This window comes from Haemophilus sp. CCUG 66565 (genome assembly GCF_001679495.1).
GTDB lineage: Bacteria > Pseudomonadota > Gammaproteobacteria > Enterobacterales > Pasteurellaceae > Haemophilus > Haemophilus haemolyticus_K.
Genome location: NZ_LZOX01000013.1, coordinates 197,520 through 223,382 on the forward strand (window position 1 = coordinate 197,520; position 25,863 = coordinate 223,382).

Here is a 25,863-nt window from a genome sequence, read left to right on the forward strand (position 1 = left end):
ATGAGTACCGCAATTCATCAGATTGTGAACGCCAATGTCTATATGGACGGCAACTCGCTTTTGGGTAAAGCCAAAGAATTTAAATTGCCTGATCTTGAGTTTGAGTTCATTGAACACAAAGGCTTGGGGCTACACGGCACAGTAGAACTTCCGGCTGGCTTAAATGCAATGGAAGGTGAAGTGATTTGGGATAGCTTTTACCCTGAAGTGCGCGCAAGAGCCTACAATCCATACAAAAACGTGCAGTTGATGGCGCGTTCTAATTTACAGGTGTTTGATTCTCGTGGCTTAGCGGCTGAAGAACCGCTTGTCACTATTATGAACGTGGCGTTTAACAAAACCACAGGTGGAAGTTTGAAGAATAAGGAAGCGACGGAACATTCTGATAGCTTCAAGATTTATTCGGTAAAACAAACACTCGCAGGAAAAGAAATTCTGTTTGTGGATGTGCTTGCAAACATCTACCGTGTAAACGGTCAGGATGTATTGCAAAAATACCGCACTAATATCGGTCAATAATGGCGTGAAAACCTTTAAACGCCTTTAAAATCAACACAACCTCTAATGCGATATTCTCCTTTGTGAACGTTAAACAATACACTCACAAAGGAGTTTTTTTATGTCTGAAACTATTCTCGCTCTCGACTTCCCGATTCAAGACGGGCAAGGCAATACCATCACTGAATTAAAAATCCGCCGCCCCAAAGTTCGTGATGTTCGCAAAATGACCGGTGCAACGGAGGCAGAGCAAAGTGTGAGCTTGCTCTCTATCGTAACAGGTTTAGTGCCGGAAGATATTGATGAGCTGGATATTGCCGACTTCCAACGCGCGGCAAAAATCATTGAGAAAATGCAAAAGGGAAAGTAAGCGAAGAAAGTCTGAATGCAGTGTTGGCAGATTTAGCCTTTTGGTTCGGCTTTCAGCCAAGTGAATTGGAAGAAATGACGCTTGATGATATTGAACGGTGGCTCAATCAAGCCAAACGGCAGATAAAAGCTAATTACACAAAAGCCGCTATTTAAGCGGCTTTGTTTTTTGATGGGAAAGCAAACTCGAATGCGACATCGAATAAGCGGGAGATAAAGGCAAAAGCAAAATAAGCCATTATGAGCAAGGTGTTGATGATGACGGTAATGAAAAATGCCAGTGTTACATAACCCAAACCGCTTAACCAAGAAGTCATTAAGCCGTTTTGCCAAAAGGCATAAGTTAAAACACCGAAAAGCCCCAGCATCAACAGCCCGTAACAGAACCAGAATAAGGATTCAAGCACACCCACTTTTTCTTGTTTTTGCATAACTCTACCCCTAAAAAATAATTAAGGACACTATAAACGATGGCAAGTAATCTTTCAATAGCCTTGATGATTGGTGCAAGCGTAGGCGGCGCAATGGCGGGCATTAAACGCCTACAAAATACCCTTCATACTTTAAGAGATAGCACGCTCAGTACCACTGCTAAATTAAAAAGTTTAGCTGGCACAACCGCATTGGGTTTAACCGGTACGATTTCAGGCATTAAAGCCACAAGCGGTATGGTGATGAATATCGCTGAACCTGCCATTAAATTTGAAAGCGCCATGGCAGATGTGAAAAAGGTTGTGGACTTCAAATCACCTGAAGGCTTTGCAAATTTATCCAAAGATATTTTAAATCTTACCCGCACTTTACCAATGACCGGAGAAGATCTGGCAGCGATTACCGCAGCTGGTGGTCAATTAGGTGTGGCAGAACAAGATCTAAAATCCTTTACTGAAAAGATTGCCAAAATGTCGGTTGCATTTGATATGTCTGCCGAGCAAAGCGGTGATGCCATGGCAAAGCTAGCCAACGTGTACAAAATCCCCATTAGCAACATTGGCAATTTAGGTGATGCCATTAATGAACTGTCAAATAGCTCACCTGCAAAAGCGGCAGACATTGTGAATACGTTGGGGCGTGTTGGAGGTGTGTCAAAGCAATTTGGTTTAACCGAGAATGCAGCTGCTGCACTCTCTAATAGTTTTATTTCCCTTGGTAAAACACCAGAAGTGGCGGGGACAGCCATTAACGGTATGCTGACTAAATTAATGACTGCGGAAAAAGGTGGGAAGAAATTCCAAGCGGCACTGAAGTCAATGGGGATGAATGCCAAAGGGCTGAAAAATGCCATCGGTAAAGATGCTGAAGGGGCATTAAAGGATTTCCTAAAACGGGTCAATAAACTCCCAAAAGAAAAACAAATGGGCGCATTGGTGGATATGTTTGGCTTGGAATATGCCGATGATGTGGCATTGCTAGCCGGTAACGTTGATGTGCTGGATAAAAGTCTAAAAACACTACAAGAAACCGACGAAAACGGCAAGCCGAAATATCTTGGCTCAATGGAAAAAGAGTTTGCGGCACGCGCTGCAACCACGGAAAACGGCTTACAGTTATTGAAGAATAGCGTCACTGAATTTTGGACTGCATTAGGAGCAAAACTCCTTCCAGTGATTAATAGTGTTGCCGGTAAATTAGCCGACCTCATGCATTGGGTAACCGATTTAATGGCTCAAAACAGTTGGCTTGCCGATACGCTACTCTATTTGGGTGGTGCAATAGCAGGTGTTTTCACTGGCTTTTCAGCTTTAACTGCAGTGATTGGTGGTGTAAGTATGAGCTGGGTGGTAATGGGTAAACCAATTCTTAAAACGATTGGCTTTATTCGCTCATTTTTAGGCTGGGGGCGACAGCTCATTATGTTGTTTTCAGTATTGAGCGTAAAAGTCTTAGATATGGCAATCACGTTTGGTAAAAGCATTTTGATGATGAGTCGAGCCTTGCTCACCAATCCAATCGGCATCACTATCGCCGTTATCGCGGGACTTGCTTATCTCTTATGGGATAACTGGGAAAAAATCGGTCCATGGTTCACAGCATTATGGCAAACCGTTTCCGGTGCATTTTCTTCAGCGTGGTCAGCGATTACCGGTTTTTGTTCTGAAGCATGGACAAATATCAGTAACTTCTTCACATCAGGCATTGGTAACATCACCGCCACCATTCTGAACTGGTCGCCACTCGGTTTATTCCAGCAAGTATTTTCTACCGTGTTGTCGTGGTTTGGTATTGATATGCCAGCGAAGTTTACCGAATTTGGTTCGAACCTTATCAGCGGTTTAGTCAATGGTATTCGCAATGCGTGGGAAGGAGCAAAACAAATCGTCTCCGATTTAGGCGATGGCATTAAAGGTTGGTTTGCTGAAAAACTCGGTATTCACTCGCCAAGCCGCGTGTTTAAGGGTTACGGTGTAAACGTGGTGGAAGGATTAGCAATCGGGATGGATAACGCTCAACCACTCGCCACGGAAGCCAGCAAAAATCTCTCAAGTGCGGTCAAATTCGAGCCTGTTTTAAATAGCGTTGAAACCGCCTTTAAACCGCTGTTAAACGAGAAAAAAGGCTTTTTCGGCACACTGTGGGACGATGTGAAATTCGGGGCGAATTTTGTTGGTAATCTGCTTGGACTTAATCAATCGACTGATTTTCGTACGCCTGATTTTAACCCTGATGCCCAAATCTCCCCTGACCCCTCTTTACAAAAGAGAGAGACAGAAGCGTCAATTTTTCACGATTATCAACCGCTAAATAGAAATGCGGTTACCAATAATGAAACCAATCAGCACAACGGCATCGTGGTCAATTTTAACCCGACCATTAACGTGAACGGTAGCCAAAATCAGGGCGTAATGGAACAGGTGCAGCAAGGGTTGAATATGAGCCTTGTGGAATTTGAACGCCTGCTTAATCGCGTGCTAGACCAACGACAACGGAGAGCGTACTAATATGTATTTTATGCTAGGCAATATCGCCTTTGAGCCTGTCAATTTGACCGACTTCAATGAAACCCATTCTGCGGATTTCGCTGAACACGCGGTGCTCAAAGGCAAGCCAAAACTGCAAGCCATGGGCGAAAAACTGACAGATTTATCCTTTGCCATTCGCCTGCACCACAAAATCGGTGGCGTAGAAAGTCGCTATCAGTCGTTGCTTACGGCTAAAGCCAAGCAAGACGCCCTTGCCTTGATGTGGGCTTCAAAATACAAAGGCAATTTTGTGATCACCGATATTTCATCGACCACACTATTTACCGACGGCAAAGGCAATGCGTTGGCACGCGAGATGAACATCAGCTTGAAAGAGTTTGTTGGCAATTCGCAACAGGGTTTGCTTGGTGCGGCATTGAATGTAGGCGGAAAATCTTTGCTCGGTTCGATTTTGCCGAAAGGATTAACCAACACACTTTCAACGGTGAAAAGTGCGGTTAGCCGTGGCGTGGAATTGTATCAGCAAGGCAAACGTGCGGTGGACGAAGTCCGAAACACCGTTGCAGTAGTTCGCCAGTTGGTACACGACCCTGCGACCGCATTGGCGTATTTGCCGAGTATGCTTGCTAATTTAGACAACGCCTTGGGCGGTTTTGGTGAGTTGGTCGGGATGCAATCCGCCTTTGACAGCGTTCGCCAATACTTGCCTGCTGTGAGTGAATTTAGTCGTGATGTGGCAGCGGTGTATGACGATTTGCAAATAATGAAACAGAGTTTCAGTCGGGCATCTGCCGATAGCGAATGGAATAACTGGTTCACGCCTGCCGATAATGCTTTAACTGAAATCAATGAGCGGCTGGATAATTCTGCAAATTCAGTGGCAAAAATGACCGCTTGGATTGTGTTGCGTGAAGATGAAAACGTGGAGATTTTGAATGACCCAAACCGTACTTAAACATACCGTCAAACAAGGCGAACGCTGGGATCATCTCGCCTATTATTACTATGGCGACGCACTGGAATATGCTCGGATTATTAGAGCCAATCCGCATATCAGCTTTTGCGAAGTGTTGCCGACAGGGGCAACCGTGTTTATCCCTGTTCTCAATGTAAAGCCGACCCAAAACGAAAACCTGCCGCCGTGGTTAAGAGGAAATAATGAGTAAAGTCCAAACGCCCGATTTTTCGCTTTTTTATGAGAAAACCAATATCACGGCAGAGATTGAGCCGTCTTTGCTGGAATTAACTTACACCGACTATTTGGAAGGACAATCGGACGAGCTTTCTGTTTCCTTTGAAGACATCAGCGGTAAGTGGATTCGCCAATGGTTCCCCACTCAGGGCGACAAACTCAAGGCGGCGATTGGCTATCAGGGCGAGTCTCTGGTGCAAATTGGGAAGTTTGAGATTGATGAGGTAGAATATGGCTATCGTCCGTCCAGCATTACCTTGCGAGCCTTATCCACTGGCATTAGCAAAGCTAACCGCACACTTAAGCCAAAAGCCTACGAGAACACCACGCTCGCCCAAGTGGTGGCAGCGGTGGCAAATCGCTTGAAACTCAAAGTGGTGGGCAAAATTCGCCACATTCCCATTCAACGCATCACCCAATATCAAGAGCGCGATGTGGAATTTCTTGCCCGCCTTGCCCGTGAATATCATCACAGTTTCAAGATTGTGGGCAATCAGCTGGTGTTTACCAATAAAGATGAACTCGGGCAAAGCGAACCCGTAGTCGTACTCGATGAAAGCGAATGTATTAGCTTGCGACTTCGAGATCGGATTAAAGATACAGCAAAGCAAGTGGAAATCAAAGGATTTGATACAAGCGGTAAAAAAGTGGTGAAAAAAAGCAAAAAAGCCACCGCTCTTCGCCCGAAAATTAAACAGGCACAGGCAGCAAGTGGCGATACGCTCAAAATCACGACACGTGGCGAAAGCCAAGAACAGATTGATGCCAGAGGCGATGCAGCATTAAGTGAGCAAAACGAAGACCAAAGTGCAGGCGATATTACCCTGATTGGCAACCCAAAACTGGTGGCAGGTTCAACCATTATGCTTAAAAATTTGGGCATATTTTCGGGCAAATACTTAATCAAACAATCACGCCATACCTTTAACAAACAGGGCTACACCACCAGCATCGAGGTGAGAATGTTGGAATTTATCCCCGATGATTTGATGACTTTAGGCATGGAGATGACGAATGCAAACTCATAATTTTGGTGCGACCTATCAAGAAGGCATTGTGTCGGCAATCGACCCGAAAAGCCACAAAGTGCGGTGTAAAATTCCTGCATTGGAAGATTTAGAAACCGCGTGGCTTTCATTCTTAACACCCAATGCAGGCGGTAACCAGTTTTACTGCTTGCCTGATGAGGGGGAATTGGTCGCGCTACTCCTCGATGCGCGAGGTGAAGGTGGTTGTGTGTTGGGCACGATTTATAACGAGCAAGACAAAACGCCAGTGCAAGATGGCGACATTTGGTTCAAAAAATTTAAAAACGGTACAACTATTGCCCACGACCGTAAATCAGGCGATTTAACCATTCATACCAGCGGTAAAATTATCGTCAATGATTGCGAAGTGGAAGTGAACAACGGTAATGTGAACGTAAATAGTGGCGATGTGATTGCTGACGGCATTTCCCTTAAAAATCATCACCACATCGAACAAGGTGACGGCAAGCCAACCAGCCCATCTAAAGCCTAATTCTTTAAATCAGTTTAAAAGCCCCACCCCAAATAGCCTTGTATCATCAAGGCTATGAATATAAATCCGATACACTCAACCCACTGGCAACTTGCACCGAACCTTAACGAGCAGGCGGTGCAAGGCATTGATGATATTCATCAGTGCATTGCCAACATTCTCAATACGCTCAAAGGCACCGATGTGCTTCGCCCTGAATTTGGCTCGGATCATTTTCAATATATTGACCAGCCCGAAGATGTCGCCCTGCCGAATATGGTGCGTGAAATCACGCTTGCCCTACAACGATGGGAAAACCGCATAGAAGTCGAAAGTGTGCAAATCAGCGGACAAGCTCCTCATTTTGAATTGTTGATTTTCTGGACTTTAGTGGACGATGTATATCGGGAACTTTATCAGACACAGGTGGTGCAATGAGAAAAGAAGACGTGAAAATTGTCTCCGATGATATTAAGCAAATTTTAGCGGAAGCCATTGCCGACTACGAGCAGCGCACAGGTAAAACATTGCAACCTGCCCATATTGAACGGTCGATTATTCAATCTTACGCCTACCGCGAAATGTTAGTGCGACAAGGCATTAACCACGCCTTTTTGCAAACCTTTCCGCAATTTGCCACAGGGCTTGCTTTAGATTTATGCGGCGAACCGATGGGCTGTTATCGCTTATCAGACCAAGCTGCCGAAGTCACTTTGCGTTTTAGCGTGAGTGGTTCGCATTCCGCCATTGTTATTCCACAAGGCACGCTGGTTGGTGCAACCGACAGTCTATTATTCGCTACGCAAACCGAAGTGCGAATTAACCCGACTGAGCAATATGTGGATGTAACGGCGATTTGCCAAACTACAGGCGAAAGTGGCAATGGCTGGCAAATCGGGCAAGTAAAGACACTCAAAAGCGAACTGCCAACCGATGTAACCGTCTCCAATATTGATGTGTCTGCAAATGGTATCGACACTGAAAGCGATGACGACTACCGCAAGCGGATTTTGCTCGCCCCTGAAGCGTTCACTACTTGTGGTTCGGTTGCCGCTTATGAATATCACACTCGTAGCGTGTCGCAAGTGATTTCTGATGTGGCGATTTCCACCCCTCAAGGTGGCACGGTCAAAGTCACGGTGCTTACCAAGCACGGACTACCATCAGCAATTTTACAGGAGAAAATTCGCCATTACATCAGTGGCGAAAAACGCCGACCACTGTGCGACACCGTGATTGTGGCTGCGCCTGAACGCAAAAGCTATCGTGTGGTTGCTAACTTAGATTTGCTCGCTACCGTCGCCGAAAATGAAGTGAAAGCCAAAGCCGAAACCGCTTTGCGAACCTATCTTTCATCACGTACGCAAAAATTGGGGCTGGACATTGTACCGCTTGATATTCAAAGCGTATTGAAAGTCGCTGGCGTGTATAACGTGCATTTGGCAAGCCCACAACTTACTGAGCTCACACCTGAACAATGGGCAGAATGCGAAAGCATCACGATAAACATCAACGCGGAGCGCAAAGATGGCTAAGTTGCAATATCCGTCAATCATTGAAATATCGCCAAAACTGACCGCACTTGCTGACCTTAGCAAGCGGTTAAATTTGCTGGATAAATCGCAAATTATGACCAGTTTTGTGGATTTAGTTCCGACCGAGTTTTTAGAACTGCTTGCCGAAAAATGGAGTGTCACCGGCTATGACGGCTGGTTACTTGCAGAAAGTATTGATGCCAAACGCAAGCTGATTAAACGAGCCGTTGAACTGCACCGCTACAAAGGCACACCGTGGGCAATGCGGGAAATTATCCGCCAGCTTGGGTTTGGGGAAGTGGAGATTATTGAAGGTTTATTCGATAAACGTCACGACGGTTCATTTACCCGAGACGGTACATATTTTCACGGCGACCGTTCCAAATGGGCGCATTACCGCGTGATTCTGCAACAAACCATTACTAACGACCAAGCCGATTTACTGCGAAAAACCTTGCGTGTATTTGCACCAGCACGCTGTGTGTTGGCAAGTTTAGACTACCGTCAAGCAGCACTTCGGCACAACGGTATGGCAATGCGTAACGGCAGATTTAATCGTGGCACAGCTTAATTCAAAAAGGAAACAAAATGGCAAATTTAACCTTAACCCGACAATGGGTGGAAAACATCTATCAATTGGAAACATCCGACCCGGTAATGGGCGGGCCAGACGGTATTGATAATCGCCAAGCCAAAGAGCTAGGGGCGAGAACCAATTATCTAAAAGACCAAGTGGATGAAATCAACCAAGACCGCACAGGTTACGCCCCAAAAGCAAGCCCAGCGTTCACTGGCGTCCCATCCGCCCCTACTGCCAACCCAAACACCAACAACACCCAAATTGCGACGACAGAATTTGTGAAAACCGCAATCGCCGCATTGGTAGGTTCGGCACCTGCTGCATTAGACACGCTGGAAGAATTGGCACGTGCATTAGCTGGTGATGCAAACTTAAAAGCAACTTTGCTTGCGGAAATTGGGAAAAAAGCCAATGCCACTGATTTTAATGCCTTACATGATTTATTTGTTGGTATCCCTATTCCTTATCCGCTTTCTACTGTCCCAACAGGTTGCTTAGCCATGAACGGACAGCGGTTTGACACTCGCCGTTATCCAAAATTGGCACAGAAATATCCGTCAGGTGTATTACCTGATTTGCGAGGGGAGTTTATTCGTGGTTGGGATAATGGGCGAGGAATTGATAATGCTCGAACAGTACTTTCAAGCCAAGGTGATGCTATTCGAAATATCAAGGCTGGTTCACCAGTCGGCTCATACAAAGGATGGCTAGCCAATGGGGATGCTAGACAGGGAGATACTAATGGTGCTATCAGAATAAATTCTAATGGAGCAAAAGCCCTAATTAATGGAACAGAAAATCACCCTAACGGGAATTTAAACTGGATTTTTTGGGATTTCGATGCAAGTCGCACAGTCCCTACCGCCAACGAAAACCGTCCCCGCAATATCGCCTATCACTACATCTGCTTAGCCGAATAAGGAGTACAACATGACCGTAACATTTAATCAAGACGGCTTTGCCGAAACCAGTGGTGAAATCATCGTGTATTGCACAGACAGCCAAGATATTTACAGCCACAGTACTATCGAATATGTAAGCGAAGGCGGAAGCCTTTCCGCAGGCAGTTATTTAGATGCCCCGCCACAACCGAAACAAGGATTTGTCATTGTGCGAGCAGATAACAGTTGGCAATATCAAGCTGACCATCGGGGCACCTATTACAGCAAGGAAACAGGCGAAAAAGTAGAACATACCGCACTAGGTGAATTGCCTGATAATTTAACCGCACTTGTACCACTTACTGAACCATGTAAATGGAACGGTACAGCATGGGTAAAAGATGAAGAAAAAATTGCTGATAATTTTACAACAACCCAAACTCACCTTATCGCCAACATCGACGAGCACGCGGCAAAAATCTACAGTACATGGACACGCTTTGAAAGCGAGTACCGTGAGCGCCAAGCGGCTGCAGAAGCATTTAAATCTGCCAATTATGAAGGCGAATGCAGTCGATATATCTCAGACTTTGCACAACGTGCGAGACTGGATAATAAGACCGCTGCAAACTTGATTTTGACACAGGCAGCAGGCTTGGAAAAATTGCAAGTTGAGTTGGCTAACCAACGCATGCGTAAGTATGAGCTCAAAGCCCCTAATCTCACGCTTGAGCAACTGCAATCAATCCATGATGACATTATCAAGCAAATGGATAACTTGATGGAGGCATATAAAAATGGCTAAGGTGTATTTGGCGATGTACAAACACAAACGCGACTGGCGCAAAGAGCCAGTCAAAGCGATAGCCGACCGCATTACTCGATTTTGCACAAAGGGCAAATACTCGCACTGCGAGATTGCCATTGAGCGTATTGAGTTTGGCAATGGGCATCATTATGAGCATGCGACAGTATATGACTGCTACTCCTCGTCAGTACAAGATGGCGGGGTGCGTTGCAAGCAAATTGATGTAAGCGATAGCACAAAATGGGATTTAATTCCGCTTGATGGTGTGGCTGAAGAACAAATCAAAGCCTATTTTGACCGCACTTTGGGTTGTAAATACGACTGGTGGGGCGCGTTAGGTATTGTTCTTGGGATTAAGCAAAAACGAAGCAAATATTTTTGTAGCGAATGGTGTTTTAATGCGATTTGCGGTGGGGAAAATGGCTGGCGATTTAGCCCGAATCAGTTGGCAGCGATGTTTAAGTAAGGAAAAATTTAATGGTTGAAACAACAAACGAAAATCAGACAATTTCGCCAAGAAAACAAAAGTTATTGGATGGGCTTTGTTTGATGGTAGCAATCGAAAATTGCAAGATTTTGAAGTATTTGGATAATTCAGGAAGATTTGTGAAATAGCTGCTTTTTGAAAAGCATTTAATGTAGAATACAGAAAATAGGCATAAAGGAGTCTTTATATGGATGAATTAAGCATAAAAATCGTGATGCTACTATTTCCTGGTATTATTACAACGATATTTCTTGATAAATTTACAGAACATAAACCTTGGGGGAACTATATCTACTCATTATTGATCATTTTTTATGGAATCTTGGCTTATTTTACCTTGCAACTAATACAACTTTTTTCCCAATTTCTACATGTCGGCATAGATAATTGGAAAGAATATAAGGTGGTTTTCCTTAATTCTTGGCAATTTGTGTACAATGTTTCGCAAAAGAATGAAATCCCTTATTCGGAAATTATGTGGGCTGGAGTTGTTGCATTGATTAATGCCATGCTTTTATGTCGATTAGAGAAAACAGAGGTTTTATCCAGATTTTTGCAAAAATGTGGTATTACTGATAAGTATGGAAGCTATAGTGTTTTCGTCCTAATGTCAAAAAAATACGAAGGTAATTACATAGATGCTCTATTTTATAGCAAAAATCTGATGTACCGCGGAATTATTGATTCTATCAATGAAAAAGAAAATGAATATGAGTTGATTTTAAGAAATGTAACACTATATAGGATTGAAGATAGTGGTAATTTAAAACCAATATCTGAAATGGATCATGTCTGCTTAGCTTGTAGTTATAAAGACCTGATCTTGCAATCACCCAATAGACCACCTTCAAGCTAAATGGTAGGAATTAAATGGCAGATAAAAAAAATACTAACCCAATAAAAAATAATGTAGTTTCCATGGAAGGGATGACACTACGCCCCCTCAATGAAGGACTAAACTTTAAAGTTAGAGTATTACCTCAAAATAGAGATGATTACACTAGTAGAATAGATAAAGGAGATTCTCAACCACCTAAACCTCAACCACCATCAGCAGTTAAATAATTAAAACAATTTAATTCTTTTAAAGATACAGACTCTGATAAATTGTAGTCAATACCTCAGCAAGCTATTCAGGTAAGTATGAGGATAATATATTTACAAGTTCTAAAGTATAAATTTTAAACGCCCTTTAATGATGATTTAAAGGGCGTTTTTGTTTCTTACTTTTAGTGAACAATAACCGCTTAAAATGGGAAACGTTCAATTTTTCAAATTTCTCACTTTTAGTGGTTACGTTTCCCAAAATTCGCGGACGGCTACACCCATTTTCATCAAGTTTTAATTTCATATTGGATTTCCTTCCAGTTAGTTAAGGTTGTGCCTTTTCCAAGGCGTAAAAAAAACCGCCTACATTGCTGTAAGCGGTTCAATATAATGTTTTATTAACTACGTCTAATGGCTTCAATCGCTTCTTCCACCGTTAAATTGTAATTATCAGTTACTCTACGGTAGAAATGAATAGCATTGGGATTTTCTCGAAGTGCTTTTATTTTACGAGCCTTTTCTTCTTCGGTCGGTTTGTAATTTTCAAGTTTCTTTTGAAACTCTTTTGCCTCTTTCAAAGAAGTTTTCATATCTTCCATCCATTCTTCAAAAGGCATTTGAAAAACCTCTTTCGCAATCCGTTTTTGCTCCTCTAAAGGTAAATCAAGCACTGACATTTATAATTCCCTCGCTTCAATTACGGTAACATTACCATTCATATAGCGATCTTTTATAAAGAACTTAGTTCTATCTTTAAATAAAACTTCTCGTTCATCAGGATAATCACTAATATCTTCGATTATTTTACCATTCTTACTTTGAATAATAAATCGAACATTACCTTTAAAAGTTGATAAACTATTATCAATGCTTGAACTCATAAAAGCTTTTTCTGTGACTATTTTACCTATCTGATATTTTTCTAATACCTCATCTGGCAAAGTCGTATCGCGATAAGTCATACCGTTATAAGCAGGCACTTTGTCCAACCCTTGATTTACCACAGCAATAAACCGCTTATCGGTCAGTGTAAGATTATCATTACGCATATTGTAATTTAAATCCCAATAAAGCTCACTCGTGTAGGCTTTCATTGCAACAAGCTCGTGATGAGTAATGTTATAAGCGGCTTTAAATGCCTGAATTTTAAGGCTGTTTTTTACTTCTTCTGAAATACGTTGATAAATATCTTCCGCTATCCAAGATTGCGTATAGGATTTTTGTAAATCCCTCAACGTCAACGCCCTGCCAGATTGATCTAACATATCCGAGAAAGTAATTACACCACGTTCCCATAAATCCGCCTTGCCTTTGCCGAGAACTTGCTCTCTTTCTTCGTGGGTTTTGCTGTGTAACCACGATTCATAATTGATTCGCTCATCGACCTGTCCATTCATTGAAGCACGGGTGCTAGTTGGCATTTCGTCCATTCCTTGCACGCCTAATTCCTCCCAGCTTTTGGTGACAAGCTGAAGAATGCTGCGACAACGTGGGTGCAGCGGTGGGCGCTTGTAGGGAATGTTATGCCCGATTGGCTTTTTGTCCAAATCCCATCGTTTGCCATCTCGTACTTGGCAAACTGCGGAAGTCCGCATATCCAACGTAGAAAGGTGCTCTTCACCTGAGAGAATATCTAAATTTGCATCGCGAAGTTCTTCGTGAGCAGTGTCCGCCACTTTTGCCACCGCCGTAATCACTAATGTTTCCGCATTGCGACGGCTAATGTTCATCAATTCTCGCACTTCTGTTGTCAGCTGTCCGTTTTGCTTTCCTTCTGCTACACCAGAGCGGATAATTCCTTCAAACTTAAAGGCTAAATCGGCACGCTGTTTATTCCACCATGCTTCTAACGGTTGCCCTTCAATCACAGCAACGTTTTTAATCGCTTTAATACGTTCTTTTGGCACATCATTAAACAAATCAAAGCCGATTTCATCGTTATAAAGCTGGCTGATTTTGCTGGCTTCAAACGATAAAAAACCGCTTAACTCGTCTTGCGTGTAAGCGGTTGTTTCTTGGTAAGTTTTTGCAATTTCCGTTTGCAGTTCTGTAAGCAGTTTATCTAGTTTCTTTGCGGACAAGCCTTCTACACCGATAGCACTGATGCGGTTAATCAGCGATTTTTGCAATGTATTTAACCGCTTGTACACCTGTTGTCGCAAGTGAGCATCATAGCGAAAATGCAAGATTTTGCGGTCGGTTAAGGCGTGGGCAATGCGTTGTCTAAGCGTTGGTTTCTGATGTTTCTTCGTTTCCAAAACTCATTCCCTCCGATTGCAGGCGTTCTTGCTCTGCGTTCCATTCTAAGCCGTCGGCTAATAAACCACGACGTTTGGCTTCGTCAAAGGTGGATTGATTCGAAATCACGCCAGCATTACGTAACTGAATCACACTTGCCATTGAAGCGGACGGGTCGAGATCGTTTTCAATGTTGCCAGAAATCTGCACGTTACCCACCTGCTCTTTGGCAATGCCAAGCCAATGCCCTGTATATTCCAAGGCTAAATCAATAGCATCTTCAAATCGGTTTGCCAGTAAACGTAGCTGGGAAATTTCTTTGCCTGCTTCATCACGGGCTTGACTGTCAGTCATTGCTAAGGCGGTTTTGGTAAGCAACTTCGCCCCTGCGGTTTTCATTTGCTCTTCCAAATCTTTCAGGCTTTCAACACCTGAAGCAATTGCGTGTCCTGAATGTTCGACAAATTGCATTGAGCTATCAACAGGTAAATGAATCGCGCTACCACCAATAGCAAGCTGTTTCACTTCATCATTAGAATAAATCGCTAACAACGGTACGCGAGCAATGTTAGTGATATTGTCCTGATCCGATTGAGACTGCCAGTGTTTTACATTCAAATACGCCAACTCCATTAAAGGCGGCTCAATGGCATTGGTGAGTTCGTTACGCTTTGTGATAAATGGCACGACAGGCACAAAATCAAGAGGTCGATTTTGGGCAGTGAGGAGCAATTCCGATTCAAGACGAAACTCGCCTTCCGCTTCGCTAAATTTCCGCACTTTACCGATTTCGTACACATAAACGTGTTTCACGGTTTTTACGCCAAATTCGCCATCCTCAACCTGTTCATTTACAACATAGCGGAATTGAGTAATCGCTTGTTTACCATTTACTCGTGCGGTTTTAATACCCAGTACTTGATGCGGTTTAATATGTACCCAATATGGACGGGCATTTAAGGCTTTCTCTTCTGCGCGACTTTTCACGACTTCTACGCGGGTAAAATCAATCAGAGCGAACGAGCAACCATACGCCAAGGCGGAATAAAACCAACGGGAGGCGAATACATCAAGGTTATTGCCTGCTAAATCCACATCATCAAAAAGGGCTTGCACCGTTTCTGTTACATCGGCAACGTCAATCGGGTTGAAGAACACTCGACCTGTCATTTGCGAAAGGGTTTCCGACAATGCAGGATAAAGGGTCGAACGCTCAAGGCGTTTGCGGTAACTATCGGATTCTTCCATTTCCATTTGGAAAAGATAGGTTTGTGCGGCTTTCCGCATTGTTGCTGTGCCACCGAGTAAATCATCAATGATTTTGGTTTTCTTGGTTAATTCCACCATTTCAGCGGTGGGAAGATGAACTGACATAGTGAATCCTTAATAGAGTTTGAGGCTGGTTTGTTTAAAATCGCCTCGTTTCTTAATCAAAGGCGTTAAGGCATACCGCAATGCATCAATGTAATGGTTATTTGCATCGATAATCTGTGGTAACACATCACCTGACAAACGGTCTGTTTTGTAGCTGTATAAGCGAAATTCATTGAGCGTCTCTTTGCAACGTGGGTGAATGTACACCTTGTTGTAAGACTTGATATGCTCAATACCATCTTCAACCGAGCCTTGCCATTTTTTCACACCTTCCATTTGCGGCACACCGTGTCGTCTAAGGTAACTAATCGACTCAGGTCGAGCCGAATCAGCCCGCACTTTATGTTGAGCAAATTCAGGAATACGTTGTGTGATAAATTCTGCCGTTTCGTCCAACTCTAACCGCACTTTGCCCGCTTCATATTCAATATATAAATCATTGTTGAACACCCAGCATTTCACCGCAGCAGTCGGGTCGTTCGCAAAACCAAAGTCTAATCCGTAATATGGACCGTTGAAATCAGATTGCGGCGTAAACATCAGTTCTTTGAACTTATCACGGAATATCTGTGCTTCAGATTGTTCGAGATAATCACCTTGCCAAATCCAACGATAAGTAGCATCATCGAGACGCTGCTTGTCTGCCAGACGTGTTTGCTCAAGCTCAGCAGGAAACCACGGATTGTCGTGGTAGTTCATTTCTACAATCTTACTGTTTTCAGGCTTATGCTGTCGAAATCGTTCATCAGTTGCCGAACCTCGTTTTTCAGGGTTCCACGTTACCCAAATTTCAGATTGATGCTCACGCACCGTTGGCTCTAATTTCTGCCACGCGATTTCGCTGACGGTTTCCGCTTCTTCTACCCACGCCAGCAAAATACGGGCTTTGGATTTAATGCTATCAAGGTTATGCCTTAATCCTGCAAAAACGTAAGAAATCCGACCGCTTCTGGTTTTAATAAATTTCTCACCAATAATAAAATGTGGCAACAACCATTCTGTTGAAAGAATCGCCTGTTTTACCTCTTCAAGCGAAGATTCCTCTAATGAGTTCATAAACTCACGGGCGCATAAAATCACACCGCTATCGCCAGCCATATCCCTTTTATATGCCCAAACAGCCGTCATTAAAGCAAATGTACGTGTTTTTGCAGAGCCTCGCCCACCATAAGCGCCTCGATATCGACACTCACCTTTGAACACATCAACCAATTTGGCAGGAATAGAAAGTTGAACCTTACTCACTGCTTACCCCGACAAGTTCGATAATAGTTGGCTGTAATGGTTTGCCTCCTGAAGTAATATCGACACCGTCTTTGAAGATACCCAAATGTTTACCAAGTAACTCCAAAGCTTTATTTGCCGCAGAAGGTTCATACACAAACTGTGCCACATCATTGCCCATCACTTCGCCATTTTCGCTTTTGCTTGGAATGGTAATCACCGTCGCTTTCTTACCCATTGAAATATCCACATTTTCAATTAAGCGACGAATCACTTCGTCTTGGGTGATTTGTGTGCGCTCCGACCGCTTGTTTTGGGCTTGTTGAATTGCCTCTTGCACTTCAACTTTTTTCAACAATCGCTGACCGATTGAATAGCCTGTTTGCTCACTATACCCTGCTCTTATTGCTGCTTGCGTTGCATTTAAATCAACAAGATATTCTTCAACAAATTGCTTTTGTTTATCAGTTAACTTCCCCACGCCATCAGACGTGGATTTTCCTTTCACGTCTGACATAGAAAATCCTTACTTAATCGGCAGTTCAATCTGCAGTTTATCTTCAAAAACGCTTAGCGTTCCTTCAAGCAATGGCTTTTTACCTTTCCATTGACTTAAGCCAGCACCGCATAAACTCGCAAAACGTTTATCTGACTGATATTCGCCAAGCACTTGGTAATATTGCTCAAGGAGTGTCATTCCGCTTTGAACTAACTGCTCTTGCATAAAATTAAAGGCTTTGATGTAAGCAATCTTGATTGCCATTGCTTTCTTAGTTTTATAACCCATAACCAGCAACATAAAACCGTCTTTTGTCATCTCGAACATTGGACGTTTTTCGCCTTTTTTGTCGATATATTCAACCAAACCAAAATTGGTTCGGTTAAATTCATCATCTCCTGCCTCTAAAATTTCACGAATATCACGCATAACGTGATGATGATATTTACCAAAAACCTTTGCTACCATTTCTGATGTGGTAATCGTTTTTGCATCTTTATTTTGTACAAATTGCTTAAAGTTTTCTGGATTAGCTAATTGCATATTTTTTCCTTCTGCTGAATTTTAGATAATAAAAAACCCGACCATTTCTGATCGGGTTATTTAGTCCTAACAAAACTACCGAGAAGGCTTGGTTTCTACCAATTTAAAGATGTTAGACATTAGTCGTGATTATTTACTGCCTTTTGCTTGATTAATCCACTTATTGAGATTATCTACTTGGCTTGCGCACTTATCTCGCTCTGCGGTTACCTTAACAAGCTGTATGACTACATCACCGTATGTCTCACCGGTAAATGCTGTTTTAACACAAGGTGCAGTATAGGCTTGAGGTGGGTAAATATATTCTGCCTTGGTCGTGACTTTATTTGTACAGGCGGTCAAGAGCAGACTGAGGCAAACGAGTGTGAGCACAAGGTTGTGTCTTAATGATTGTTTTAACTGATTCAGCATTTTCTGTTGCCATCCTTTCTATTTCATCATTACGTTGCTGTTGCTCAATGACTGCATCACGCTCTTGTTGCAGTGCAATGTTCAATGCTTTATTAGCATCTTCTTGTTGCTGAATAGTTTGGGCTTGTTGTTTTGTGGTTATATGCAACTCATCTATAACACTTGATTGGTAACGCAATGCGCCAAACAAAACCACTACAACAACCCCTAACGCTATGTAAATGTACTTAGTCATTATCAGTTACCATTAATGCTCGATATAGCTTGCAACGCTCATCAATGCCATTTAGCCCACCATTAATTCTTCGAGTCACTTTCTCTACCGAATTAAGATCGGCTAATTCACAGAGTTTCCAATACCAAACAGCAGCTTTAACTGATAAGTCTAAATTACTTGCTATATCTTCTGGCTCAATATCTCTACCTAACCATTTTCTAAACGCGGCATAATTATCCTTACCTGTGATCTGAATCAGTCCACGACCACGATACTTCCAACCATCTCCACTTTTCTCATCTCCATTACCCAAACGATTAGCATAAACACGATTAGCTATTAGCTCAGGTTTGCGCTCATATTTCTTGGCTGTAAGTGGATCGGGGAAATATTTACGGAAAGTTTGAGAAAGCCCAGACCAAGAATAATTTAAGTTTTCTTTAAATCTTGTAAATCCTCCACTTTCATGCCCGCATTGAGCTAAGAACATAGCTTGTTGCATCTTAGTCACACAACCTGCTTTTTCTATTTGTTCTGAAATGGCTTGATAAACGCCCTTAACTGCATGAGGGAAAATTTTATTGAATGTCACTTCGGAAATCATCATTGTCATCTTTTTCAATTCTCCGATTAATGAATTTAAATAAGAATTCGCGAATTTTCTCAGTACCAACAAAACCAATCATCGTGCCAAGAAATGAGGAATATTCGCTATGCCCAAAAATATGAGTGCAGATAGGCACTGCTACGCCAGCAATAGATGCACACATAGCTGCATCAATGAACACATATCGGAAACTTGGTTTTTTACGCATAAATCCAAGTCTTAAAACAGAAATAAATAATGCCCAAAGGGCGCTTTGAATAGAGCTAGAACTCAAATTAATTTGTAACCAAGACCATATTAACGCCCATACATCAGGCTCTTTAATTGGCATATTTCCCCCTAATTTTTTAGGCAATAAAAAAGCCCACGCATTAACGTGAGCTTGTGATAGATGGCCTTACCCCGTGCGATTTCTCGCCCAATAAAGTCTAACAAGGTAAGGAGCTATTACTGTAAACAAAAAGCCCCGACCGTTTCCGATCAGGGCTGTAAAATTCTTTCTTGCGTTTGCTATGCGCTAAAACCGCAATATAGTACATATAATACACTTTTAGTGTGCACTGTCAAACGGTTTTATCATTTTTTTCGATGTATAATAAAATAACTCCCCTTGAAATAGGAGCTTATCAAGGGGAGATAAGATTACGCAGATAAGATCTTATCTGCTGCGATTTTAGCTAAAAAACTGCTACGGTTTTTATATTCACGATGTGTTGAGACAAAATCATCAATGCGCTTAATTAAATAAGCAGGCATTGTAATGTTGATTTTTTCAGATTTACCTAATAAATGGGTAATATCCACATCTACCACACCAAAGAACATTCCATAATTTGTAAAATCAGGGTTGTTACGGTGATTTTCCATTGATGTTGGCAATGGTACTTCTTCGCCCATTTCAACCAATAATTCCAAATGCCCCGCAATAGCTTCTTTCGCATTAATATAGGCTTCTTCAAGCGTATCACCGGCAGAAAAACAACCAGGAATATCTGGCACTATAACACCAAATGCGTGAGTTTCGTCGCCCGGCTCAATTGCGATTGGATATAACATAATCTTTCCTCTTTGCTTTAATAGCAGGGCTATTTTAGCCCCGCTTGTTTTAATATTGAATTTTCCGTCCCTTTCTTTAAATCCTTTTTAGGGTGTGGGATGGTCACAATCCCTTTCTTTGTTGGATGAGTGAAGTGGTGGTGACTTCCTGTGGCGTGATGGAAAACCCAACCATCTGCTTCAATCATCTTAATTATTTTTCGGCTATCCACATTGATTTGCTCCTATATTGTTTGTTTATGTGGTTATTATACCTATAAATTAATTAATGTCAATTATTTTTGTGGTTATTGTAGGTATTAATAATGAAAATGCGGTCAAAATCGACCGCACTTATTCAGGCAATAAATAAACATTGCTTACCTTCTGTTGATAATAGCAATAAAAGTGATGTCTTTACCGTTTTCAATCGATTGAAATATTCACGCCGTGAAATATGTAAATATCGCCAAATTTCTTGTTTTTCCCATCTCTTGATATAAGTCAGAACGAATACATCATAAAGTTCTGGTGTGACTTTTCTAATTACACCAAGGTAGCCATCAATTTCCATACCTAATTCATCGCTTATAGGACGCGTACGATATTTTTCAGCATAACGAGCATCACATTTCATTTCTGCAAACCCTGCGGCTACACGTGGAAATTCAGTCTCATAACGAGGTGTAGCCCAATAACCAAATTCAACTGAAATCACATCAATATTCATGTAAGCTCCTTAATTTTTGCCTTGTAATACTTAATAATCGCCTTGCAATCTTCAATGGTGTATTTCTTTGGATCGTGGTCTTGGCGTTCTAGCCAAGCTACCTTATCTGCACCGATTTTATTGACGAGATTTATTCGATATTCGATGATGTTTCCGCTCTTATGGTCATTACAGGGTGCACATTGTTTATGTACGTTGAGCTCACAAAATCTTAATTCAGGACACGCCCCCACACTCCGATAATGCCCTGCGTGGTATTGCCCTTGATGATACCGACCACAACTGATACAAGGCTTGTCTTTATCCCTTAAACGGATAAATTTATTAAATACCGATTGCGCCTCTTTCAGCCATTCTGAACGGCTTTTTAATTTAGCCTTACGTTCCCTTTGCTTTTTCTTTTCTGCTCGCTCTTGCGCTTTTTGCGCATTATCTCGGGCTAATTTAATTGCACATTCAGGTGAGCAAACTTTCTGTGTCGAGCTAAAGGTTTTTATAAACGCTTTGCCGCAGACTTTGCATTTATACTCTTTAGCCATTAGCCAAACACCATATTAAAAATCACCCAAACCGCGGCAATCCAAAGTACAATTTTTAACTCTAGAATATCGTCATCGTTTAATTTCATTTAATCCACCAAGCTCATCACGCCGTAACCAATGCCGACTGCAATCAAGATAAAATATGCCAATGTGCTTACGACCAATATCCAGTTAAAAAATCTAGCAATGAATGGGGAAATTAGCCCCAAAAGAAGTGCTAATAAAGGTAAGCTCATCACTATCAACATCAGCGCAAAGTAAATAATCCAGTCCATATCTAACTCCTACCAAAAGAACTCATATAACTGATTTAACGTATTTTCATCGGTTGAATCGTTAAAAATATGCTTGATTGCTGCACTAATTAACGCCTTGTAACAGCTTTCAAACTCTGCTTGCTCCATATTTCCATAACTCAAAGATTGCGCCTCAATCCGCAAATCACCTTTAATGTTGTATGTGGATTCGTAAAACCCCGCCAATACCGTTAGATGCTTGCGAAAGGTGTCAAATTGCTTTCGTTCATCAAAGTGTTCCCATTCTGTTTTATCTGCAGCCCAATGGTTAAAACAGAACTTAAAAAAGGCGAACACCTTACGATGGAAAGCGGGATTGCGTGTACGGATGATTTCAATTTCATACTGCTCACCATTTTTTAATGATTTCAATTCTTCTGATTCCAGCTCATCAAGTGGTGCAAGAACACCGCCTTGTAACTTAATCATCTGAATTTTTAACCGTCCTTCAGTTCGTTTCCCATGCGCTTTTTTAATATCGTCAACACTACAAGCCATTAACCTATTTCTCCATGCCGATATACCCACCAACCTTTTTAATAAAATCAAGGCTAATTGAACGTGTGACAAAGTCTTCCATTGTTGGATTAAAGACTACGACCATTTGCCCTTTGCTATTCCCCTTGATTTCTTTTCCTGTTACAGGGTTGATAAATGCAATTCGACCACCTGTGATATCAATCACTTCATTCGCCACGCCTTGAATGTGGTTTTGATACCATTGAGTAGATTTATCGTTATTAAGCAACATCACCACTAGATATCCTGCATCTCGTAGTTCTTTCGCGCGTTGTAGGTATGGTGTAACGTTGGAATAAGGCGGGTTCACATAGATTCTTAACGGAGCCGAACAACGTTCCGCTACTTCATCCAACAACACATCTAACATTTGCTCAAGCGGCATTAGAAAGTCATCTGCAATTGATTGATTCTCATCATTATCTGAGTTAGGTTCGCCGATATAGCGCCATGTCAAGGCGTTGTTTGCTGTTGCACAACCATCAAGATCGAACCACCCGAAACGTTGAGATAGCCATTCAAAAACATAGTGTGGTGTTTGCCATGTATCTTTATCAAATTTTTGTTCTGTCATTGCAATGCCCCTTTCCCATAACTTTTAGCCGCATAGGTTTTAGCTTGTTGCTGTGGTTTCTCATTGATGAATTGATACGCTTGCGCCTGATCGCAATCGAGGAAGTGACCTCTATCAAATTTCATATAAGCTGTGCCTAATCCACCAAACCGATTTTTAGTCACAATAGCTTCGGAGTAAGGATTATCACAATCTGCCTTGTATGCCCCCTCACGGTAAAGCATGATGATTTGGCTTGCATCTTGCTCGATTGAGCCTGAATCACGTAAATCTGAATTAGCAGGGCGTTTTACTGCACGGCTATCTACATCACGGTTAAGCTGGCAAAGTAAAATGATTGGAATATTGAAGTTTTTGGTAAAGGCTTTTAGCTTGCTCATAGAATTAGCGATAGCTTGGGTTAGATTTACACCGCGCTCTTGCTTGTGATTCATCAAGCCTAAATAATCAATTACAACCACAGATGGTGCGCCTTTCTCGCTAATATAGTTTTCTGTAATGGCGCAAATTTCATCGGCAGATAAACCACCACGATCGACAAAATAAACATCTTGCGACCGCACGTCTTGCAATGCGCTTGTTAAGCGGTGATAGTCGCCCTCATCAAGCTCGGTTGGATTGCGCAATTTCTTCACGCTCACGCCACCAGTAGCACTCAACAAACGATCGACTAATTGGAAGTTACCCATCTCAAGGCTGAAAAATAAAACTGAGCCATGATTTTTGGCGATATTGCGAGTCACTGTCAGGCTAAATTCTGTTTTCCCTGTTCCTGGGCGACCAGCCACAATGACAATATCCGTTGAATTTATGCCGCCAAGAATGTTATCGACCGCCTCAATGCCTGTGTAAAGTAAACGTTCTTTAAAATCGCTTTTTGAACGTTTTTCTAAAACATCCACATAAGAATCGACCAATTCACCCATCGCAATCGGCTTGATTTCCGTTTTGCTGACAAGCAGTTTTTGAATTTGATTAAGTGCATTTTGAGTGATTTGGTTTACTTGCTCCTCTTTCGCGTTGGCTAACTCCCCTGCCATTTTCAACAATGCCTGTTGAGCAGTACGATTCACCCAAGCAGAATGGACTTTCTTTGCATACCCTAAAATGTTTCCGCTGTAGGCATATCCGCTTGCTAATTCCGCTAGATTGGCAAAGTTTTCACCGTAATCTTGCGCAAGTAACAAAATATCAATCAAATCATCTTTGCGAGCCTGTTTGCGAATATTTCCGTAAAGTGCGCCAAGTTGGAATGTGGCAAACATTTCTGGTTCAAGCCAACTCATCACTTCGCGAGCTTGTGGGGATAATCCACCGTTTAAAAACGCACCGACCAAAGAATATTCCAAATCGTAGATTCCGTTACGCATTACAAATTCCCCTCCAAAACTTTATCCAACGTGTTTTCTCGTAGTAAAAAATCAAAATCAGCTTTCCAGCCACGGTTATTCTCACCGAAATAAAACTCACGAGCAGAGCGCATAAAATCCGTAAAATATTCGCCCAATGCCGACGCACTACCATCGCCAAATCGTTTTTTAAACACCTCAGAAAGTTTCTTCACGGCTAGTTTACGTTTGTCACTCAAATTTGACGGATCGGCAATTCTTGGCAAAGCAACGCCTGTTAAGTCCAGTGCATCGTTGTAGGCTTGAGCTATCCCGATATAATCGGTTCGATCAATTTTTTGTTTTTCATCAGAGTGTGTATTTCCATCAGGGTGTGTATCTCCATGCCCTTGTGTCACATCGGTGTCAGTCGATTCCCCTTTAGGGGGGAGGGGGTTATCTTTTATTTTTTCTTTTGTAATAGTTTCTTTTGTGTTCCCTACTTTTTCGGGATAGTCACTCCCTACTTTTTCGGGAACTAATTCCCTATTATTTCGGGAACTCCCTACTTTTTCGGGATTAAGCATTTCCCAGCTAAAAACAGACAAATTCACGCCTGTTTTTTTGCCATCTTCAAACAAAATACGCTCTTTAATTAATTCTTTTCTTACTGCCGAAAGTTGGTTAATGTGATATTTGGTTGGTGCTATTTCCATCATTTCACAAACCTGTGAATGCGTGAACCAATCGCTTTCTTTTCGCCAAGAAAGCGTTTTAAGTATGGTTGCCAACAAATAAGATCCTTTCCAACCTAAAACTTTAGATCGCAAAATTGCTTTTAAAAGTTCATTCGGAATAGCCGTAAATCCATCATCCACACTCACTTTCTTCACACCTTGCTTTTCGGGTTTAGACTCTTCTTTTTTTTCGCGTAATTCGCGCCAATCTTCAATTCTGACGAGATTTCCCATCATTCATCTCCTTAAATAGCAATTTTGCTTGTTTATCTAATTCGTTAATTGATGCCCCTTGCTCGATAAGTTTTTTTAATCGCTTTCGATATTCAAGGGCTTGCCAAAGCGGAGATGAAGAAGTACAATCACTACTGTCTTTTATGTTCGTTTTATTCATATAAAACGTCTCCTTAAAGCCACGAAATCTCCTCGTGGCTTTTTTATTTCTTGTGTAACACAATCGCACATTCAATCGAATGTTGTGTTGCTGCTAAATGCTTACTCAATGCTTGACGGATTTTGTCTTCTTCTTTCGAGGTGATTTCACCGTCTTCTAACGCTGTTTCTAATGCAGCAAATAACAAGCCTCGAGCCGAAAGCTCGTGCAGTTGTAAATTGGCAAGCTCAACCTTGTCTAATTCATCCTCTGCCACATCAGGTACAAAACGTCCACCAGCATTTCGGCAAAGCTCATCGATAAAATCAGTGCATCCATACTCAAGTTGCAGTGCAATCAATTCTTCATTTTTGAATCGTTGGCCTTTTATTTGATAAAGGCGATTCTTTAATTCACTTTCGGTAAAACCTAGGAACCCTGCTACCGCACTTCTCCCCCCAGGAATCCGATCAATCATTTCGATAATAACTTTCTTCATTTCCATAATTTTTGCCTTATTTTTATGGTTTTCTTTTAGGTAAAGGTTGGTAAATTACGCTCTAAGGTGTTTTGGTAATCCATCATCTGGGTTTGGATATAAGTGCGGACTTAATTCATGCGGAGTAACTAAATAATCAGTTACTGCAGACCAAACTAATGTCGTTTTCGCGCTTAATTCACAACGTCCCGTCAGATAATGGCTAACAAATCCTTGGGTTTTTTGTACAAGCCGAGCAAACTGTTCTTGAGTGAGTTTTTTCTCGGCTAAATAATCGGTTAGTTTCATATAGCCTCCTG

At 42.0% G+C, this 25,863-nt stretch carries 41 protein-coding genes; 17 read left to right on the forward strand and 24 right to left on the reverse strand.

Annotated elements, in window-relative coordinates:
- The 3 genes from A9501_RS04560 to A9501_RS04570 all read left to right on the forward strand — a co-directional run bounded on the left by A9501_RS04560 (position 1) and on the right by A9501_RS04570 (position 1,023).
- On the forward strand, positions 1–519 hold the full coding sequence (locus tag A9501_RS04560; protein ID WP_065265072.1) for a phage major tail tube protein: 519 nt from the start codon (positions 1–3) through the stop codon (positions 517–519).
- A 100-nt stretch (positions 520–619) separates the two neighbouring features.
- Positions 620–868 (forward strand): phage tail assembly protein, encoded by a 249-nt coding sequence (locus A9501_RS04565; protein WP_065265073.1) that lies wholly within the window; start codon positions 620–622, stop codon positions 866–868.
- Between the two features lie 20 nt (positions 869–888).
- Positions 889–1,023 carry a GpE family phage tail protein gene (locus A9501_RS04570; protein ID WP_065265074.1) on the forward strand — a complete coding sequence of 45 codons (135 nt, stop codon included), beginning with the start codon at positions 889–891 and terminating at the stop codon, positions 1,021–1,023.
- Here the strand turns inward: A9501_RS04570 and A9501_RS04575 are convergent.
- Entirely contained in the window at positions 1,020–1,298 is a 279-nt protein-coding gene (locus A9501_RS04575) for a hypothetical protein (protein WP_065265075.1), read from the reverse strand. The two genes, A9501_RS04570 and A9501_RS04575, sit on opposite strands and share 4 nt — an antisense overlap.
- A 39-nt stretch (positions 1,299–1,337) precedes the next feature.
- Between A9501_RS04575 and A9501_RS04580 the strand changes: the two genes are divergently transcribed.
- Genes A9501_RS04580 through A9501_RS04640 form a run of 14 tightly spaced genes read left to right on the forward strand, consistent with a single transcriptional unit; the run spans position 1,338 to position 11,836 of the window.
- On the forward strand, positions 1,338–3,806 hold the full coding sequence (locus A9501_RS04580; protein WP_065265076.1) for a phage tail tape measure protein: 2,469 nt from the start codon (positions 1,338–1,340) through the stop codon (positions 3,804–3,806).
- A 1-nt stretch (position 3,807) separates the two neighbouring features.
- On the forward strand, positions 3,808–4,743 hold the full coding sequence (locus tag A9501_RS04585; RefSeq protein WP_065265077.1) for a phage tail protein: 936 nt from the start codon (positions 3,808–3,810) through the stop codon (positions 4,741–4,743).
- Positions 4,724–4,954 (forward strand): tail protein X, encoded by a 231-nt coding sequence (locus tag A9501_RS04590; RefSeq protein ID WP_050847073.1) that lies wholly within the window; start codon positions 4,724–4,726, stop codon positions 4,952–4,954. The genes A9501_RS04585 and A9501_RS04590 overlap by 20 nt, the downstream gene beginning before the upstream one ends.
- Positions 4,947–6,008: a phage late control D family protein gene (locus tag A9501_RS04595; protein ID WP_065265078.1), complete on the forward strand. Its 1,062-nt coding sequence runs from the start codon at positions 4,947–4,949 to the stop codon at positions 6,006–6,008. Before A9501_RS04590 ends, A9501_RS04595 begins: the two co-directional genes overlap by 8 nt.
- The gene (locus A9501_RS04600) at positions 5,995–6,501 is read left to right on the forward strand and encodes a phage baseplate assembly protein V (RefSeq protein ID WP_065265079.1); all 507 of its coding nucleotides are present in this window, start codon (positions 5,995–5,997) and stop codon (positions 6,499–6,501) included. The genes A9501_RS04595 and A9501_RS04600 overlap by 14 nt, the downstream gene beginning before the upstream one ends.
- A 54-nt stretch (positions 6,502–6,555) precedes the next feature.
- The gene (locus A9501_RS04605; RefSeq protein WP_065265080.1) at positions 6,556–6,918 is read left to right on the forward strand and encodes a GPW/gp25 family protein; all 363 of its coding nucleotides are present in this window, start codon (positions 6,556–6,558) and stop codon (positions 6,916–6,918) included.
- On the forward strand, positions 6,915–8,015 hold the full coding sequence (locus A9501_RS04610) for a baseplate assembly protein (protein WP_065265081.1): 1,101 nt from the start codon (positions 6,915–6,917) through the stop codon (positions 8,013–8,015). Before A9501_RS04605 ends, A9501_RS04610 begins: the two co-directional genes overlap by 4 nt.
- Entirely contained in the window at positions 8,008–8,586 is a 579-nt protein-coding gene (locus A9501_RS04615) for a phage tail protein (protein WP_065265082.1), read from the forward strand. Before A9501_RS04610 ends, A9501_RS04615 begins: the two co-directional genes overlap by 8 nt.
- A 17-nt stretch (positions 8,587–8,603) precedes the next feature.
- Positions 8,604–9,515, forward strand: coding sequence for a phage tail protein (locus tag A9501_RS04620; RefSeq protein WP_083071900.1), 912 nt, complete (start codon positions 8,604–8,606; stop codon positions 9,513–9,515).
- Positions 9,516–9,525: 10 nt separating this feature from the next.
- A complete protein-coding gene (locus tag A9501_RS04625) occupies positions 9,526–10,281 on the forward strand; it encodes a hypothetical protein (protein WP_065265083.1) in 756 nt (251 codons plus the stop codon).
- Positions 10,274–10,750 (forward strand): enoyl-CoA hydratase, encoded by a 477-nt coding sequence (locus A9501_RS04630; RefSeq protein ID WP_065265084.1) that lies wholly within the window; start codon positions 10,274–10,276, stop codon positions 10,748–10,750. The genes A9501_RS04625 and A9501_RS04630 overlap by 8 nt, the downstream gene beginning before the upstream one ends.
- Positions 10,751–10,761: 11 nt before the next feature.
- Entirely contained in the window at positions 10,762–10,899 is a 138-nt protein-coding gene (locus A9501_RS09700; RefSeq protein WP_179855781.1) for a hypothetical protein, read from the forward strand.
- A gap of 59 nt (positions 10,900–10,958) precedes the next feature.
- Positions 10,959–11,627, forward strand: a complete 669-nt coding sequence (locus A9501_RS04635) for a hypothetical protein (RefSeq protein WP_065265085.1) — start codon at positions 10,959–10,961, stop codon at positions 11,625–11,627.
- Positions 11,628–11,641: 14 nt separating this feature from the next.
- Positions 11,642–11,836, forward strand: coding sequence for a hypothetical protein (locus A9501_RS04640; protein WP_065265086.1), 195 nt, complete (start codon positions 11,642–11,644; stop codon positions 11,834–11,836).
- 127 nt (positions 11,837–11,963) lie between these two features.
- Here A9501_RS04640 and A9501_RS09705 read toward each other — a convergent pair whose 3' ends face one another.
- From A9501_RS09705 to A9501_RS04750, 23 genes are all read right to left on the reverse strand, one after another.
- Complete coding sequence (locus A9501_RS09705) at positions 11,964–12,122, reverse strand: hypothetical protein (protein WP_179855782.1); 159 nt, start codon at positions 12,120–12,122, stop codon at positions 11,964–11,966.
- A 94-nt stretch (positions 12,123–12,216) separates the two neighbouring features.
- Complete coding sequence (locus tag A9501_RS04645; RefSeq protein WP_044233319.1) at positions 12,217–12,495, reverse strand: hypothetical protein; 279 nt, start codon at positions 12,493–12,495, stop codon at positions 12,217–12,219.
- Positions 12,496–14,076, reverse strand: a complete 1,581-nt coding sequence (locus A9501_RS04650; protein WP_083071901.1) for a minor capsid protein — start codon at positions 14,074–14,076, stop codon at positions 12,496–12,498.
- Complete coding sequence (locus tag A9501_RS04655) at positions 14,042–15,430, reverse strand: DUF4055 domain-containing protein (RefSeq protein WP_065265087.1); 1,389 nt, start codon at positions 15,428–15,430, stop codon at positions 14,042–14,044. The genes A9501_RS04650 and A9501_RS04655 overlap by 35 nt, the downstream gene beginning before the upstream one ends.
- Before the next feature lie 9 nt (positions 15,431–15,439).
- Positions 15,440–16,675: a PBSX family phage terminase large subunit gene (locus A9501_RS04660; RefSeq protein ID WP_065265088.1), complete on the reverse strand. Its 1,236-nt coding sequence runs from the start codon at positions 16,673–16,675 to the stop codon at positions 15,440–15,442.
- Positions 16,668–17,171 carry a terminase small subunit gene (locus tag A9501_RS04665; protein ID WP_065265089.1) on the reverse strand — a complete coding sequence of 168 codons (504 nt, stop codon included), beginning with the start codon at positions 17,169–17,171 and terminating at the stop codon, positions 16,668–16,670. The genes A9501_RS04660 and A9501_RS04665 overlap by 8 nt, the downstream gene beginning before the upstream one ends.
- Before the next feature lie 9 nt (positions 17,172–17,180).
- A complete protein-coding gene (locus A9501_RS04670; protein ID WP_065265090.1) occupies positions 17,181–17,696 on the reverse strand; it encodes a Rha family transcriptional regulator in 516 nt (171 codons plus the stop codon).
- Positions 17,697–17,825: 129 nt separating this feature from the next.
- Positions 17,826–18,107: an Rz1-like lysis system protein LysC gene (lysC, locus tag A9501_RS04675; RefSeq protein ID WP_065265091.1), complete on the reverse strand. Its 282-nt coding sequence runs from the start codon at positions 18,105–18,107 to the stop codon at positions 17,826–17,828.
- Positions 18,019–18,342, reverse strand: a complete 324-nt coding sequence (locus tag A9501_RS04680) for a DUF2570 family protein (protein ID WP_065265092.1) — start codon at positions 18,340–18,342, stop codon at positions 18,019–18,021. Before A9501_RS04680 ends, lysC begins: the two co-directional genes overlap by 89 nt.
- The gene (locus A9501_RS04685; protein WP_065265093.1) at positions 18,335–18,937 is read right to left on the reverse strand and encodes a glycoside hydrolase family 19 protein; all 603 of its coding nucleotides are present in this window, start codon (positions 18,935–18,937) and stop codon (positions 18,335–18,337) included. The genes A9501_RS04680 and A9501_RS04685 overlap by 8 nt, the downstream gene beginning before the upstream one ends.
- Complete coding sequence (locus A9501_RS04690) at positions 18,903–19,262, reverse strand: phage holin, lambda family (protein WP_065265094.1); 360 nt, start codon at positions 19,260–19,262, stop codon at positions 18,903–18,905. Before A9501_RS04690 ends, A9501_RS04685 begins: the two co-directional genes overlap by 35 nt.
- 311 nt (positions 19,263–19,573) lie before the next feature.
- Entirely contained in the window at positions 19,574–19,987 is a 414-nt protein-coding gene (locus tag A9501_RS04695; protein ID WP_005633922.1) for a type II toxin-antitoxin system HicB family antitoxin, read from the reverse strand.
- Between the two features lie 29 nt (positions 19,988–20,016).
- Positions 20,017–20,199: a type II toxin-antitoxin system HicA family toxin gene (locus tag A9501_RS04700; RefSeq protein WP_005633921.1), complete on the reverse strand. Its 183-nt coding sequence runs from the start codon at positions 20,197–20,199 to the stop codon at positions 20,017–20,019.
- Positions 20,200–20,324: 125 nt separating this feature from the next.
- Positions 20,325–20,696, reverse strand: coding sequence for an antiterminator Q family protein (locus A9501_RS04705; RefSeq protein WP_065265095.1), 372 nt, complete (start codon positions 20,694–20,696; stop codon positions 20,325–20,327).
- Positions 20,693–21,235 carry a recombination protein NinG gene (locus A9501_RS04710; RefSeq protein WP_065265096.1) on the reverse strand — a complete coding sequence of 181 codons (543 nt, stop codon included), beginning with the start codon at positions 21,233–21,235 and terminating at the stop codon, positions 20,693–20,695. The genes A9501_RS04705 and A9501_RS04710 overlap by 4 nt, the downstream gene beginning before the upstream one ends.
- 89 nt (positions 21,236–21,324) lie before the next feature.
- The gene (locus tag A9501_RS04715) at positions 21,325–21,513 is read right to left on the reverse strand and encodes a hypothetical protein (protein ID WP_065265097.1); all 189 of its coding nucleotides are present in this window, start codon (positions 21,511–21,513) and stop codon (positions 21,325–21,327) included.
- 9 nt (positions 21,514–21,522) lie between these two features.
- Positions 21,523–22,032, reverse strand: coding sequence for a DUF1367 family protein (locus A9501_RS04720; protein WP_065265098.1), 510 nt, complete (start codon positions 22,030–22,032; stop codon positions 21,523–21,525).
- 4 nt (positions 22,033–22,036) lie between these two features.
- Complete coding sequence (locus A9501_RS04725) at positions 22,037–22,627, reverse strand: DNA N-6-adenine-methyltransferase (protein ID WP_065265099.1); 591 nt, start codon at positions 22,625–22,627, stop codon at positions 22,037–22,039.
- Positions 22,624–23,997 carry a replicative DNA helicase gene (locus tag A9501_RS04730; protein ID WP_065265100.1) on the reverse strand — a complete coding sequence of 458 codons (1,374 nt, stop codon included), beginning with the start codon at positions 23,995–23,997 and terminating at the stop codon, positions 22,624–22,626. The genes A9501_RS04725 and A9501_RS04730 overlap by 4 nt, the downstream gene beginning before the upstream one ends.
- Positions 23,997–24,929 (reverse strand): replication protein, encoded by a 933-nt coding sequence (locus A9501_RS04735; protein WP_257006490.1) that lies wholly within the window; start codon positions 24,927–24,929, stop codon positions 23,997–23,999. Before A9501_RS04735 ends, A9501_RS04730 begins: the two co-directional genes overlap by 1 nt.
- On the reverse strand, positions 24,904–25,086 hold the full coding sequence (locus A9501_RS04740; RefSeq protein ID WP_065265102.1) for a hypothetical protein: 183 nt from the start codon (positions 25,084–25,086) through the stop codon (positions 24,904–24,906). The genes A9501_RS04735 and A9501_RS04740 overlap by 26 nt, the downstream gene beginning before the upstream one ends.
- A 43-nt stretch (positions 25,087–25,129) precedes the next feature.
- On the reverse strand, positions 25,130–25,570 hold the full coding sequence (locus tag A9501_RS04745) for a YmfL family putative regulatory protein (RefSeq protein WP_065265103.1): 441 nt from the start codon (positions 25,568–25,570) through the stop codon (positions 25,130–25,132).
- Between the two features lie 48 nt (positions 25,571–25,618).
- On the reverse strand, positions 25,619–25,852 hold the full coding sequence (locus tag A9501_RS04750) for a helix-turn-helix domain-containing protein (protein WP_065265104.1): 234 nt from the start codon (positions 25,850–25,852) through the stop codon (positions 25,619–25,621).
- Positions 25,853–25,863 lie beyond the last annotated feature (11 nt).

Excerpts from the sequence above, each read along its gene's own strand:
- A9501_RS04560 (WP_065265072.1), top strand. The coding sequence starts at position 1 with ATGAGTACCGCAATTCATCAGATTGTGAACGCCAATGTCTATATGGAC.
- A9501_RS04565 (WP_065265073.1), top strand. The coding sequence starts at position 620 with ATGTCTGAAACTATTCTCGCTCTCGACTTCCCGATTCAAGACGGGCAA.
- A9501_RS04575 (WP_065265075.1), bottom strand. The coding sequence starts at position 1,298 with ATGCAAAAACAAGAAAAAGTGGGTGTGCTTGAATCCTTATTCTGGTTC.
- A9501_RS04580 (WP_065265076.1), top strand. The coding sequence starts at position 1,338 with ATGGCAAGTAATCTTTCAATAGCCTTGATGATTGGTGCAAGCGTAGGC.
- A9501_RS04585 (WP_065265077.1), top strand. The coding sequence starts at position 3,808 with ATGTATTTTATGCTAGGCAATATCGCCTTTGAGCCTGTCAATTTGACC.
- A9501_RS04590 (WP_050847073.1), top strand. The coding sequence starts at position 4,724 with ATGACCCAAACCGTACTTAAACATACCGTCAAACAAGGCGAACGCTGG.
- A9501_RS04595 (WP_065265078.1), top strand. The coding sequence starts at position 4,947 with ATGAGTAAAGTCCAAACGCCCGATTTTTCGCTTTTTTATGAGAAAACC.
- A9501_RS04600 (WP_065265079.1), top strand. The coding sequence starts at position 5,995 with ATGCAAACTCATAATTTTGGTGCGACCTATCAAGAAGGCATTGTGTCG.
- A9501_RS04605 (WP_065265080.1), top strand. The coding sequence starts at position 6,556 with ATGAATATAAATCCGATACACTCAACCCACTGGCAACTTGCACCGAAC.
- A9501_RS04610 (WP_065265081.1), top strand. The coding sequence starts at position 6,915 with ATGAGAAAAGAAGACGTGAAAATTGTCTCCGATGATATTAAGCAAATT.
- A9501_RS04615 (WP_065265082.1), top strand. The coding sequence starts at position 8,008 with ATGGCTAAGTTGCAATATCCGTCAATCATTGAAATATCGCCAAAACTG.
- A9501_RS04620 (WP_083071900.1), top strand. The coding sequence starts at position 8,604 with ATGGCAAATTTAACCTTAACCCGACAATGGGTGGAAAACATCTATCAA.
- A9501_RS04625 (WP_065265083.1), top strand. The coding sequence starts at position 9,526 with ATGACCGTAACATTTAATCAAGACGGCTTTGCCGAAACCAGTGGTGAA.
- A9501_RS04630 (WP_065265084.1), top strand. The coding sequence starts at position 10,274 with ATGGCTAAGGTGTATTTGGCGATGTACAAACACAAACGCGACTGGCGC.
- A9501_RS09700 (WP_179855781.1), top strand. The coding sequence starts at position 10,762 with ATGGTTGAAACAACAAACGAAAATCAGACAATTTCGCCAAGAAAACAA.
- A9501_RS04635 (WP_065265085.1), top strand. The coding sequence starts at position 10,959 with ATGGATGAATTAAGCATAAAAATCGTGATGCTACTATTTCCTGGTATT.
- A9501_RS04640 (WP_065265086.1), top strand. The coding sequence starts at position 11,642 with ATGGCAGATAAAAAAAATACTAACCCAATAAAAAATAATGTAGTTTCC.
- A9501_RS09705 (WP_179855782.1), bottom strand. The coding sequence starts at position 12,122 with ATGAAATTAAAACTTGATGAAAATGGGTGTAGCCGTCCGCGAATTTTG.
- A9501_RS04645 (WP_044233319.1), bottom strand. The coding sequence starts at position 12,495 with ATGTCAGTGCTTGATTTACCTTTAGAGGAGCAAAAACGGATTGCGAAA.
- A9501_RS04655 (WP_065265087.1), bottom strand. The coding sequence starts at position 15,430 with ATGTCAGTTCATCTTCCCACCGCTGAAATGGTGGAATTAACCAAGAAA.
- A9501_RS04665 (WP_065265089.1), bottom strand. The coding sequence starts at position 17,171 with ATGTCAGACGTGAAAGGAAAATCCACGTCTGATGGCGTGGGGAAGTTA.
- A9501_RS04670 (WP_065265090.1), bottom strand. The coding sequence starts at position 17,696 with ATGCAATTAGCTAATCCAGAAAACTTTAAGCAATTTGTACAAAATAAA.
- lysC (WP_065265091.1), bottom strand. The coding sequence starts at position 18,107 with ATGCTGAATCAGTTAAAACAATCATTAAGACACAACCTTGTGCTCACA.
- A9501_RS04680 (WP_065265092.1), bottom strand. The coding sequence starts at position 18,342 with ATGACTAAGTACATTTACATAGCGTTAGGGGTTGTTGTAGTGGTTTTG.
- A9501_RS04685 (WP_065265093.1), bottom strand. The coding sequence starts at position 18,937 with ATGACAATGATGATTTCCGAAGTGACATTCAATAAAATTTTCCCTCAT.
- A9501_RS04690 (WP_065265094.1), bottom strand. The coding sequence starts at position 19,262 with ATGCCAATTAAAGAGCCTGATGTATGGGCGTTAATATGGTCTTGGTTA.
- A9501_RS04695 (WP_005633922.1), bottom strand. The coding sequence starts at position 19,987 with ATGTTATATCCAATCGCAATTGAGCCGGGCGACGAAACTCACGCATTT.
- A9501_RS04705 (WP_065265095.1), bottom strand. The coding sequence starts at position 20,696 with ATGAATATTGATGTGATTTCAGTTGAATTTGGTTATTGGGCTACACCT.
- A9501_RS04710 (WP_065265096.1), bottom strand. The coding sequence starts at position 21,235 with ATGGCTAAAGAGTATAAATGCAAAGTCTGCGGCAAAGCGTTTATAAAA.
- A9501_RS04715 (WP_065265097.1), bottom strand. The coding sequence starts at position 21,513 with ATGGACTGGATTATTTACTTTGCGCTGATGTTGATAGTGATGAGCTTA.
- A9501_RS04720 (WP_065265098.1), bottom strand. The coding sequence starts at position 22,032 with ATGGCTTGTAGTGTTGACGATATTAAAAAAGCGCATGGGAAACGAACT.
- A9501_RS04725 (WP_065265099.1), bottom strand. The coding sequence starts at position 22,627 with ATGACAGAACAAAAATTTGATAAAGATACATGGCAAACACCACACTAT.
- A9501_RS04730 (WP_065265100.1), bottom strand. The coding sequence starts at position 23,997 with ATGCGTAACGGAATCTACGATTTGGAATATTCTTTGGTCGGTGCGTTT.
- A9501_RS04735 (WP_257006490.1), bottom strand. The coding sequence starts at position 24,929 with ATGATGGGAAATCTCGTCAGAATTGAAGATTGGCGCGAATTACGCGAA.
- A9501_RS04740 (WP_065265102.1), bottom strand. The coding sequence starts at position 25,086 with ATGAATAAAACGAACATAAAAGACAGTAGTGATTGTACTTCTTCATCT.
- A9501_RS04745 (WP_065265103.1), bottom strand. The coding sequence starts at position 25,570 with ATGGAAATGAAGAAAGTTATTATCGAAATGATTGATCGGATTCCTGGG.
- A9501_RS04750 (WP_065265104.1), bottom strand. The coding sequence starts at position 25,852 with ATGAAACTAACCGATTATTTAGCCGAGAAAAAACTCACTCAAGAACAG.